Origin of the sequence: Rhodoblastus sp., assembly GCF_019449565.1 — a bacterium.
Classification (GTDB): domain Bacteria; phylum Pseudomonadota; class Alphaproteobacteria; order Rhizobiales; family Beijerinckiaceae; genus Rhodoblastus.
The window spans coordinates 1-11,562 of record NZ_JAGRPM010000061.1; the positions used below are offsets into that span (position 1 = coordinate 1).

An 11,562-nucleotide genomic window follows, 5' to 3' on the forward strand; every position below is an offset into this window, starting at 1 on the left:
CCCTGTGAAATCAGCACGTCGACTTGACGAAGCTTGGCGACAATCTCTTCCGGTTTGTGTCTCTTCCCTGCCATCCTTCTGTCCTCCGGCCGGTGCGAAAACCATACTTCATGGAGGACCACTTTTCAGGGGGCAGACCAGACTGCATAGATCGCCAAGGCGCGCTGGAGATTGCGGAAGATGCCGACGTAATCGACGATCAGGCCAGCCTTCTTGCCCGGCGCGTTGCGGTTGGCGCGGGCGATGGTTTGCATCAGCGTGTGGTTCTTCATCGGCTTGTCGAGGTAGATTGTCGAGCAAGTCGGCACGTCGAAGCCGGTGATCCACATGGCGCAGACGAAGACGAGGCGCAGCGGGTCGCTGGCCTTCTTGAACCGCTCGTCGAGCTTTTCGTCGAGCATCCGCCGCCGGTGCGGGCGGATGTCGAGGCCTTTGGCGTCCATGTCGGCGATTTCGTTCTGGCTCTGGCTGACGATCAGCGCCATGTCGGTTTCGCGCATGAAGGCGATGACGGCGGCCTCGGCCTCGCGCAGCTCCTCGGCCACGCCCGGCAGCGCGGCCTCTCGCCGCAAAATCTCGGCGTCCCAGGCGGCGCGCACTTTGGTCATCATGCGCAAAGCCGTCGCCTTGTCGATGGCGACGAACATGGCCTTGCCGCGATAGCCGCGCCCGACGAAATGCCGCACCAGATCCTCGGCGATGCGGTCGAGACGGTCGTCGCGAGTGATCAGGTGATATTGCCGGCCCAGCCGCCTTTCGAGCTCGTGCTCCTGATCCTCGTCGAGATCGGCTTCTTCGATGACGGCCGCGAGATCGTCGGCGAAGGCATCGTTGACGAATTCGAGCTCGGGGATGCGGTTTTCGTAAAACAGTGGGACGGTCGCGCCGTCCTCGGTCGATTGCTGGTAGGTGTAGGTCGAGACGTAGTCGCCGAAGACGTCGCGCGTCTTCTCTTCGCCCGCCATCAAGGGCGTACCGGTGAAGCCGATGAAGGCGGCGTTGGGCAAGGGGTCCATGCATCTCATCGTGTTCGGCCTGTTGCTGTCGGCGCCGCTGGTGATGTTCGGCGCCCGTTTCCTGGCGTCTCTGATGCTGCGTTTTCCCATTCTGATCTGGGCGGGCGCCGTCGTTCTCGGCTGGGCTGGCGGCGAATTGATTGCAGGCGATCCCGTCTGGAGTCGTCTGGGCCTGATGGCGGGGCCTCCCGAACAATTGATAGGGGCGATCGCCAGCGCGATCGTGCTCTGCGTGGCGATAGTGGCGAGCCGCCGCGGCGACGCGAGAGAAGGCGCCAAGGAACTCGCCGGCTAAGTTGAAAAGAGCGGCCTCGGGCCGCTCTTTTCTTTGATCGTTTCGGACGCGTGACCGCGCGGCTTATTTGCGGCGCGCCGGCGCCTTTTTCTTTGGCGCGGCGGGCTCGGCGGCTGCGGGGGCTTCGGCCTCGTCGTCGAGGTCGAGTTCTTCCTCGGCTTCGATCAGTTCGCGCTTCTTGGCGCGGCGCGCGGCCGATTTTGCGATGGCGGCGTCGAAGCCCTCTTCGGCGCCATCCTCGAAGCCGCGGCGGAAGACGTTGTTTTCCGGCAGCAGCTCGACCAGGAACACCGCGCTGAACACCGCCCCGAAGGCGAGGCCGTAGGCCGCGTGATAGGCGCCGGAATGGGCGGTGGCCTTGACCTTGCGCGCGGCGACCTTGGCCGAGGCGCTGGCGTTGGCCGCGGCATGGTTGAGAGAGCCGGCGGCGCTCTCGATGGCCTCGCCCAGGCCGGCGAGCGGGTCGGACTGGAGGGTGGCTTCTTGCTCGGTGGACATGGTCGCATTCTCCTTGTGATTTTGCGCCGTTTGGCGGGATTTGCCGTTTGGTTCCCGGGGTGTTTGCTCCGCGCTCGGCTCCGTCAGTGCGGAGCGTCCTTTCCTTCAAAAACCTCGTCGATGGCCTCTGGCTTGGATTTGCGCAGCGAGAACAGCCAGGCCGCGCCCAGAGCCATGAAGGCCAGATAGACCCAGACGAGGATATTGTTGGGATAGGCGGGCGGCGGGAACAGGTCGCTGCCCGACACGCCGATCACGCCGAGGAAGGGAATGATCATGAAGCCGGCCGCGACCAGCGCGACCACGATCGCCCCGGTGGTCAGCTCGCCGATCTTGCGCAGATAGGCCGGCGCCGCGAGCGAGATCAGCACATAGACCGAGAGGAAGCCGAAGCTGCAGAGCGTGCCGAAATAGCCCTGGCTGTCGAATTCGCTGACGCCGAACAGGGAAGGGGCCAGCGCGACGAAGAAGGTCAGCAGCGCGGCGAAGGCGACGGCGACATGGGGCGTCTCGTTGCGCGGATGGATCGAGCCCAGCACGCGGGGCGCGACGCCATGACGGGCCATCGAGAAGATGATGCGCGAGGTGGCGCTGATCGAGGCCAGCGTGCAGGAGAAGAAGCTCAGCAGAATGCCGACATTGATGAAGGCGCCGAGCCATCCGACGCCGAGCTTGCCCGACAGCAGGAACAGCGGGGATTCCGTCTTGGCGAGATCTTCGGGGAGGTCGCGGAAGCCCAGGATGACGACATAGGCCATGAAGATGAAGACGGCGCCGGAGACCATGACGCTCTGGATGACGGATTTGGGGATGGTGCGCAGCGGATCCTTGGCCTCTTCGCCGAGCGAAGTCGAGCTTTCGAAGCCTGAGAAGGCGAACACGACCAGCACGACGCCCATCAGGACGCCGCCGGGGGTGGCGCCTTGCAGCGTCAATTGCTGATGATCGAGCGCGAAGCCGTGATGGCGCCACACCACGATGCCGAGGGCCAGCACGGCGGCGATGGCGGCGCCCTCGAAGGCGAGCATGGCCCTGGCGGAGAGCTGCACGTCGCGGCTGGCCAGATAAATGGCGGCGACGGTGGCGGCGCCCGACAGAATGACGGAAGGAATGGAGAGGCCGACGGCGTCGAGCAGGCCTTTGGCGGTGACGACGAAGCCGCAGAGCGTGGACATGCCGGTGAGCATGTAGCCAAACAGCAGGGCCCAGCCGCCGAGCACGCCGGCGGTTGGGCCGAGGCCCTTGACGATATAGCTGTAGAGCGAGCCGGCCGACGCCGACCGCCGGGCGAACTGGTTGATGTTGAGGCTGACGAGGACCAGCCCGACCATGCCGAACAGAAAGCTCAGCCAGGTTCCATTGCCGGCCGAGGCGAAGATGAGACCAAGAACCGCGGCGGGAACCGTCGAAGGCGCGATCACCGAAACAGACTGCGCCAACACCTCGACATAACTCAGGCATTGCGATTTCAGTCCAGGGCCATTGACCGGAACAAAAGCGGCTTGCTGCTGCGATTGAACGGTCATGTCCGGGTCCCCCAAAGTTGAAATGTTGCAAAGGAGGCGTCGGCCGATCGATCGCGCCAACAGCGATCAGGGGACGATCAACACGCCATTTGATCGTTCGCATCTGACCGATATGGCCAATACTTTCTCATGTCAATTTGATGACACCACCTCGATAAGTTGATGTTTTCCGTCGATAAAACAACATTCTAGGAACAGAAAGATGAGGAAAAACAGGCCCTTCCAGATTATCGTCAGGCGTCGCCGAGCGTCGCGGCTCCCAGGATAGATTTAAATTCTACATTCGCAGCCAGCTGGTGCTGAAGTCATCGAAAAAAAAGAAAATTATTCTACGCTTTTTTTACTTGAAACCTGCACTCGTTTGCTGGGCGATCGACAATCGCTCTGAAATATACCGGATCCCGGGCGCAGACCGGTATCGAGCCTTCAATCCGAAGCCCGGACGAGCAGGGCGCGACGCCCGCGCTGAATTTCGCGGCGGCGCAATATTGTCAAGTAATCGGGCGGCCACGCGGCCACGGCCGCGCCAAGGCATCGACCCTCGAACCTTAAAAAAAATGCCTCCAGCAGGGCGCCGTCGCTGAACCGAAGAGTTTTTCAATGGAATCAGCTTGGAGGCGTCGTTCGCTGATACCAGCGAAGAGCCGCTTTCGAGCCGAACAGAGACATTTATTCGTCCGCCGGCGATCACGGTTGTCGAAATAGTCGGATTTAACCATTCCTGACTGTTCTTTTCATGCGTTCGCGGGAAATTTCCCTATGCTTGCGCTGCAGATGCTAGTTTTGTCCGTCAACTTTTTTTATCGCCTCGATAATCTGCTCCGGCGTTGCGATAAGGATCGGTTCGCCGAGCTTTTCGATCATGGTCGCGGGAAGGTGATTGCGCACGAAGGTTTGAGCGATCACTGGGCCGCCGCCCGGCCAGTATAAGCAGTTTGGCGTCTGTTGGAGGACGGAGAGGATGGCGCGCCAAAATTCAAAGCTTGCTGGGGGTCTCGAGACGGAAAGTCCGGCGGATGGTTTATCTTTGCCCACTCTCAGTTCGGTCGGGCTGCCGTCCGGGTATTCCAAGATGAACACATCCGAGCACTTCCCGACACAATGCTCCAGGAACAACGTTGATATTATTTTATCGGGCAGATTAACCGCTCGACCATTTTGGAAGCTTTGAAAAAATATCAAAGCTCATGGTGACCCCACGGGGGTATAAAATCGGCCTTTAATTTGTCGATCCCTTCGCACCAATCCTCCCAGCCGCCTTTGTCTGTCATGGCGAATTCATATCCTGGCCCTTTTGCTTCCGACATAGTCCCGTCAGTCGTCCGGCAACCATCAGACATGACGCCATTCAGATAAACCGCCGTTCCGCGCGGTAGGCCGGTAATCTGCTGCTGATAGGCAGCAGCGCGGTCGCTGTTGCCGCTTGGTCGGTCTGGTGAAGGATCGGGACAAAGTTTTGGCTGGCCGGAGGCGTCGTCCTTCGCGGCGGGACTATCGTCCTTCGCTCCAGGTGTTTAGTCCGCGAGTGGCGAATCGCTTTCCACGATTGGCGCGGCGCTTACCGCGACGCAGACATCAAGCCCTATGGGGTCGTTCGGAGCGCCGACAAAACCACCTGAGATCGGGAGCGCCTGCTCGGCTGTCGGCGTGACGCCGACGCGGATCAGATTGGCGCCGGCGACGAGACCATTGGTCGGATCGTACTCCGTCCAGCCCGCCCCAGGCAGGTAGACGCTGCACCAGGCATGTGTGCTGCCGCCTCCCTGGGTCGCGCCCGAGGTATCATCATAGAGATATCCGGTGACGAAACGTGCGGCCAGACCGAGGCTGCGCAGAGCCTCCATCATCAGCACCGCGAAATCGCGGCATGTCCCTGACCCGAGAGTGAGCGTCTGGACCGGGGTCTGGGTGCCTTCTTCGTGACGCGCCCCATAGCGGAACTCGGCCTTGATCGCGTGCGTCATCGCCTCCAGCATCCTCAATGTTTGCGTAGGCCCGGAGTTCGAAATGAAGCGATGCGACCAGGCGTCGACAATTCCGTTCGGGTCAGGCGACTGGCGCTGCAGGAGGCCTGCAAGTTGAGGAATATCTTCCTCCGCATAGGAAAAGGGAAACAGTTCGGCCGACGGCTCCAGCGTGCAGGCCGGCAAGGTCGCGCCGGCTGGACGGTGGGTCAGGTCAAGCGTCGAGACGATGCTGAGATGTTGCGTGCGCAATGTTTCGGGCCATTCGAGAAAACAGATGGAGTTGTTAAAAACATCATGTTTCCAGAGAATCCTGGCGGGAGGGGGATCAATTGTCAGCGTGGCTTGGTGCAAGCGCAGATCATGGCTGTCGTCTGGCCGGATCAACATGCGGTGACGGGTCAGCCCGACCGGGTTGCGATACGCATATGCGGTGGTGTGTACGATGCTGATGCGTGGCATGCGTTCCCCGGTGGCGCTTCTAGTGGCGCGAGTGGATTGGATGTTCCGATCGCGACTTATCTTACCACAAGAAAATCCTGCTCTGCGCGGCGTTGGGGCAGGACATTTTTGAGCCGATGCTGGTCTCTGGAACACCGAGAATAAGGCGTCTGATGGCGCCGGGGATACAGCAAAGAGTGATAATCCATCACCGTGGCGTTGATGCGCGGAATGCAGGGCGCCCGGATCACGCGCGACGTCGCGATCTCGCCAGAACTTCCCTTCAGGCCGCGTGAAAAAATTTTCAGCCGAGCGAAACATTGCGAGCGCCGACGGGGGGCGTCGACGCTCGTATCGATGGGCCCGAAATCACTTCGGGCGCACATTCCTCAGGCGTTGGTCGCCGTGGAAAAATAAATGAACGGGTGTCCGTGCGCCGTATCGGCTGCGAGCTGGCCGCCGCTGGCAAAGCTCCCGGCATATTGGCCGAGCAAACCGAGATTGGCCGCGGGCGAGCCGCCCTCGATGAGCAGGGCGGCCACAGCGGCGGGTCCGCTCGCAATCTCGCCGCCCCCGCTAACTGGCGGGTCGGTCATCACGAGGGTTTGCGGCGCGGAACTCGCCGTTTCGCCGGCGGTCAGATTATTCGCGGTGATGATCAGATTGGCGACCGGCTGACCCGTTCCGGTATAGGTCGACGCCAAAGTGAGGTTGGAGATCGCCGAGCCCGTGGTCGCCGTGGTCTCGGCGACGGTCCATGTGAAGGTCCCATCCGCCTGTTTCGCGCTGGAGACGGTGTAGCCGCTTGGCGCGCTGATGGTCTCGTAGGACGGAAGCCCCGCGATGACCACAGAGAGACGGTCGTCGCCATCGAAGGGCGTCGCCGTGACGCCCAAAGCGACCGACCCGCCGGCCGCAACAAGCAGGGCCGAATTGGCGAGGGTCAGAGTTGGCGCCTCCGGCCCCTTGTCCTCGTCCACGGTCAGGGCGCGGGTCGCCTGGGCGGCGGCGTTTCCTGCGGCGTCGGAGACATTGGCGGCGACGGTATAGGCGCCGTCGGCGAGAGCGAGGGCCTGGGCGCCGGTGAGGGCGACCGACCATGAGTTGTTATTGGCCACGGTCGCCGTATAGCTCCCGACCACCGCATTTGTGCGGTCGATGAGCTTGACGCTGACGGCTTGGCCGGTCTCGGCGCCGGAGGTCTTGCCGCTGATCGAGAAGCCCGCGGCAGCCTCGGTCCCGTTGAGGATATTGTCGCCGGCGATCGTGTTGATGGAGACAGTCGGCGCGGTCGTGTCGATTTTCAGGGTGCCCGCCGGATTCCTGGCTGCGCCGCTCACTACCGCCGCGTTGCCCGCTTTATCCTTGATGCTGCCGCCATTGGCCTGAAGCGACGAGACGGTCAGATCGGACGTATTCTGCCCTTGCGCGACGACATAGGTGAAAGCCAGCGCATTGGAGCCCGAGCCGCCGGCATAGGTCGCGACCCCTCCATCGTTCAGCGCCAGAGTGGGCGCCCCGGTGACGAAGACGCTCTCGCTGAAATTCACCGTCAGCGTCACAGACTTGCCGGCATTCAGATTGGCGGTGGAAGGGTTGGTTATGACTGACGACACGGTCGGCGCCGCCGTGTCGAGCGTGGCGACGAAGATCGCCGACGGCGCGGAAATGTGGTTCGTCGCGTCGGTCGCCGTGGCCGTGAGGTTGTTGACGCCCTGCGTCAGCGTGATGTTGCTGGCCGTGGTCCAATTGCCATTCGCATCGGCTACGACGGTCGCGACCAGATTGGCGCCGTCATAGAGCTTGACGGTGCTTTTGGCCTCGGCGGTTCCTTTGACGGCGACAGAGGCGACATTGGTGGTCCCGTCGGTCGCGCTTGTTCCATTATCGGGCGAGATGCCGGAAATCGCGGGGGCGGCGGGTGCTGTCGTGTCGAGCGTGGCGACGAAAGTCGCGGAGGGCGCCGAGATATTGCCGGCGGCGTCGGTTGCGGTGGCGGTGAAACTGTTCACGCCTTCCGCAAGCGTGATGTTGCTTGCCGTGGTCCATTTGCCGCTGCCGTCCACGGCGACGGTCGCGACAAGGGCCGCGCCTTCATAGAGCGTGACGGTGCCGCCGGCCTCAGCGGTTCCGCTCACGGCCACGGTGGCGGCGGTGGTAATCCCATCCGTCGCGCTCGTGCCGGTGTCCGGAGAGATCCCGGTAATGACCGGGAGACCAGGCGCCGCCGTATCCAGCGTTGCAACATAGGTCGCCGACGGCGCTGAGAGATTGCCCGCCGCATCGGTCGCGGTGGCGGTGAGATTGTTGACGCCCTGCGTCAGCGTGATGTTGCTTGCCGTGGTCCAGGCGCCGCCGCCGTCGGCGGAGACGGTCTCGACCAGAATGGCGCCGTCATAGAGCTGCACCGTGCTATTGGCCTCGGCGCTGCCGCTCACGGCGACGGAGGCGATATTGGTGAGGCCGTCGGTCGCGCTCTTCCCGCTGTCGGGCGAGATCCCGGAAATGGCCGGGAGGCCCGGCGCCGTCGTGTCGAGCGTTGCGGCGAATATCGCGGACGGCGCGGAGACATTGTTCAACGCGTCGGTCGCGGTGGCGGTCAGATTGTTGACGCCCACCGCGAGCGTGATCTTGCCCGACGTCGCCCAGGCGCCATTGGAGTCCGCGAGCAGCGTCGCCACCAGAACGCCGTCGTCATAGAGCTGGACGCTGCTGCCGGCTTCGGCGGTTCCGCTAACGGCGACGGAGGCGACATTGGTGATCCCGTCGGAGGCGCTCGTCCCGCTATCGGGCGAGATCCCGGCGATCACGGGTTGGGCCGGCGGCGTCGTGTCGAGCGTCGCGATGAAGGCCCCGGAAGGCGCCGAGACATTGCCTGCGGCGTCGGTCGCGGTGGCGGTGAGACTGTTCACGCCTTCCGCAAGCGTGACGTTGGTCGATGTCGTCCAGGCGCCATTGGAATCGGCGACCAGCGTCGCGATCAGGGTCGCTCCGTCATAGAGCCGGACCGTGCTGCTGGCCTCGGCGGTTCCGCTGACGGCGACAGAGGCGACATTGGTGAGGCCGTCAGTCGCGCTCGCCCCCGCGTCGGGCGAGATGCCGGCGATGGACGGCGCGTCCGGAACATTGGTGTCGATGAGCAGGATCCCGGCGGGATTGGCGGCGGCGCCATCCAGAATGGCCAGGTTTCCCGAGGCGTCCTTGATGTCGCCGCCGTCCGGCACGAGCCCCAGCACGGTCAGATCGAATGTATTCTGCCCCGACGTCACGACATAGGTGAAGGTCAGCGCGTTCGTGCCGGAGCCTCCCGCATAGGTCGCGATTCCGCCGTCGTTCAGCACCAGGAATGGCGACCCGGCGACCATGACGCTGTCGCTGAAATTCACCGTCAAAATCACCGATTGGCCGGCGCCGAGACTGGCGGCGCCAGGATTGGCCACGACCGATGCGACGACCGGCCCGTTGCTGACGGTGAAACTGTCTGCGTTGGAAAGCAGGCTGGTTCCGGCGGCGTTGGCCTCCGTCGCTGTAACGCTATGGCCGCCCCCGACGACCGGAGTCGAGAAGGTGAAGACCCAGCCGCCGTCGCTTCCAACCGTCGTCGTCCCGGCGGCGACGCCGTCAATGAAGACATTGATGGTATCGCCGCTATAGCCCGTTCCGGTGACCTGAAGCCCGCTGCTGGGGGCAAGCCCGCCGCTGCTTGGGGATGTGATGACGGGCGCGGGCGGAGTCACCAGCACACGCGCGGTTGCGGTGCCCCACCAGGCGCTCGATCCCGTCGGAATGCTGACTTGCGAAGAATCATTGCTGAAGTATTCGTTGGAAATCCAGAAGGCGTTCGGGTCGCTGGGATCGACGACCACGGACGAAGAAACGCCCCAACGCTGCACGCCGGTCGTCGGATCGGCGGAGCCCAGCGGGTTGTTGGTGACCGGGGCCGAACTCGCCTGAAACAGCACCGGCGCGCCGAAGTTATCGTTGCGCCCGGCGACAATGTAATAATCTGCCGGCAAAACCGACGCGCCGGAGGCGGTGAAATTGATCAGTACGTCTCCAGCGCCATTGACGGCGATGGAAGCGTTGAAGAGCGCGATATCGGATGTGAAGCCGAGCGACGCGGCGGAAATATTGCCGCCCTGGACGAGGATGGGCTTGGTCACGCCATCCGTGGCGTTGGTGACGTCGAGCTGGAACCATTCGAGCTGCGGCTGCGTCGCGCCGACCGGCATGACCAGACTGACGCCATAGACATAGTTATGGCCGTCGATCGAAGCATAGGCGAGGCTTCTGATATTGCCGCTGCCGGCGTTGATTTTGGCGCTCGTCCCGGCCTGGGCCACGAGGAAGTTGCTGCCGCCGCCGCCCTGGTCGCTGTTGCCGAGCGCGAAATTCTGCATCGGGGTGAAGACGCCGGTGCTGGCGTCATAGGTCTGGTAGTTGAGATAGGTCTGCGATCCGTTGGAATAGGAGGCCACCAAAAAGGTGACGCCGTCGCCAGAGATGGAATTGAAATGGCCGTTGTTGAGATTGGTGAGAGTCTGGACGCCCGGCGAGGCGGTGGTGATCGTCGCGCCATTGACGACATCGGCGAGCGGAACCACAAAAGTCTTCGTGCCGCCGCTGACCTGAGCGGTGATAAGGACATTGGTTCCGTCGACCGAGAGGCCGGGCATGTCCGTGTCTGTCGATCCCGTCGCCAGCATCGAGACATTCCAGCCAAGGTCCGGATTGGCCGTCGTCGCGATATCGATATCGATATTGCCGGTGGACACGTGATAGACGAGCGCGATCGCGACATAGAGTCCCGACGCGCTGTCGTAGGTCAAACGCGTATCCAGCAAGGATTTGACGTCGCCCGCATTCGGGGCCGATGCGAAGACCGAATAAAGGCTTTGCGTCTGCGTCACATTGGTCGACAGATTGGTCCATTGCAGCCGCGACGTCTCGCTCGTCACCACGAAATTCGGCCCGACCGCGAGCGCGTTCTGCGGGGGCCAGTTGGTCGAATCGGAAATGCCGGGGATCCGGGTGGTGACAAGGGAAGACGCGACGGTGGGCGTGGTGGAATAGAGATCCAGGATCGGGGCCGTCCCGGTTTCGCCGATCGGCGCGAGGCCATAGAGGTCCAGGATCGTCGCCAGCAACGCATATTGGTTGGCGGCCTCGCTGTTGAGGACGCCGGCGGGGACGCCGGCGCCGACGACAATGGTTGCGATCTGGTTCGGATATTGTCCGTCGTCGCCTTCGTCGAAAGTGATGACCAGCAGGGAATTATTCGCCTGCGCCCACGCCGCATAAGCCATGATATTGGCGCCGAGCCACGTGTCGCCGGAAGCGACCGTGTTCGTCATGTTATTCAGGTCGCTCGGCGTGACGAAGGATACGGTCGGAAGCGCGTCGAAACCGGCCGCAGTGGTTGGGAAGGCGGAGAAAGGCAGCCCGACGCCCGCCGAACTGTCGAATTCCTGCCACGGCATATGCCAGGGCGCGGCGCCCGGCTCCGCATAGCCCGCGAAGGTCAGTCCTGCATTCGCCAGACTGCTGGCCAGCGTCGGGACATCGCTCGGATAGGTCGACGGCACGGTGTCATCTGTTACGCCCTGCGTCGAGCCGGAGAACAGGGCGATGTAATTTGGCTGGCTCGGATGGGCGACCGCATTGTAATTGGTGAACAGCATGCCCATCGAGGCCAGCAGGTTCAGGTTCGGCGCCAATGGATTGCCGATGACCTCATCGAAACCTTTGTTTTCAAGGTTGAGGACGACAATGTGGCTCGGCGCGGCGGTCATGAAGGCGCTCCCTGGGATAATTCACGGCGC

Annotated in this window: 7 protein-coding genes; 1 reads left to right on the forward strand and 6 read right to left on the reverse strand. The window is 62.8% G+C overall.

Features of this window, described 5'->3' with window-relative positions; all coding sequences use genetic code 11:
• Positions 1-125: 125 nt before the first annotated feature.
• On the reverse strand, positions 126-1,016 hold the full coding sequence (locus QZ409_RS14195) for a hypothetical protein (RefSeq protein ID WP_296712545.1): 891 nt from the start codon (positions 1,014-1,016) through the stop codon (positions 126-128).
• On the opposite strand from QZ409_RS14195, the gene QZ409_RS14200 reads away from it, so the two are divergent.
• On the forward strand, positions 1,015-1,311 hold the full coding sequence (locus QZ409_RS14200) for a hypothetical protein (protein WP_296712548.1): 297 nt from the start codon (positions 1,015-1,017) through the stop codon (positions 1,309-1,311). The two genes, QZ409_RS14195 and QZ409_RS14200, sit on opposite strands and share 2 nt — an antisense overlap.
• A 63-nt stretch (positions 1,312-1,374) precedes the next feature.
• Here QZ409_RS14200 and QZ409_RS14205 read toward each other — a convergent pair whose 3' ends face one another.
• The 5 genes from QZ409_RS14205 to QZ409_RS14225 form a co-directional block, all read right to left on the reverse strand.
• Positions 1,375-1,809 (reverse strand): hypothetical protein, encoded by a 435-nt coding sequence (locus QZ409_RS14205; protein WP_296712551.1) that lies wholly within the window; start codon positions 1,807-1,809, stop codon positions 1,375-1,377.
• Between the two features lie 83 nt (positions 1,810-1,892).
• Entirely contained in the window at positions 1,893-3,335 is a 1,443-nt protein-coding gene (locus QZ409_RS14210) for an APC family permease (protein ID WP_296712555.1), read from the reverse strand.
• A 777-nt stretch (positions 3,336-4,112) separates the two neighbouring features.
• Entirely contained in the window at positions 4,113-4,406 is a 294-nt protein-coding gene (locus QZ409_RS14215; protein ID WP_296712558.1) for a hypothetical protein, read from the reverse strand.
• Between the two features lie 443 nt (positions 4,407-4,849).
• The gene (locus tag QZ409_RS14220; RefSeq protein WP_296712560.1) at positions 4,850-5,761 is read right to left on the reverse strand and encodes a transglutaminase family protein; all 912 of its coding nucleotides are present in this window, start codon (positions 5,759-5,761) and stop codon (positions 4,850-4,852) included.
• Positions 5,762-6,129: 368 nt separating this feature from the next.
• The gene (locus QZ409_RS14225; RefSeq protein ID WP_296712563.1) at positions 6,130-11,532 is read right to left on the reverse strand and encodes an Ig-like domain-containing protein; all 5,403 of its coding nucleotides are present in this window, start codon (positions 11,530-11,532) and stop codon (positions 6,130-6,132) included.
• Positions 11,533-11,562: the final 30 nt, after the last annotated feature.

Excerpts from the sequence above, each read along its gene's own strand:
- QZ409_RS14200 (WP_296712548.1), top strand. The coding sequence starts at position 1,015 with ATGCATCTCATCGTGTTCGGCCTGTTGCTGTCGGCGCCGCTGGTGATG.
- QZ409_RS14195 (WP_296712545.1), bottom strand. The coding sequence starts at position 1,016 with ATGGACCCCTTGCCCAACGCCGCCTTCATCGGCTTCACCGGTACGCCC.
- QZ409_RS14205 (WP_296712551.1), bottom strand. The coding sequence starts at position 1,809 with ATGTCCACCGAGCAAGAAGCCACCCTCCAGTCCGACCCGCTCGCCGGC.
- QZ409_RS14210 (WP_296712555.1), bottom strand. The coding sequence starts at position 3,335 with ATGACCGTTCAATCGCAGCAGCAAGCCGCTTTTGTTCCGGTCAATGGC.
- QZ409_RS14220 (WP_296712560.1), bottom strand. The coding sequence starts at position 5,761 with ATGCCACGCATCAGCATCGTACACACCACCGCATATGCGTATCGCAAC.
- QZ409_RS14225 (WP_296712563.1), bottom strand. The coding sequence starts at position 11,532 with ATGACCGCCGCGCCGAGCCACATTGTCGTCCTCAACCTTGAAAACAAA.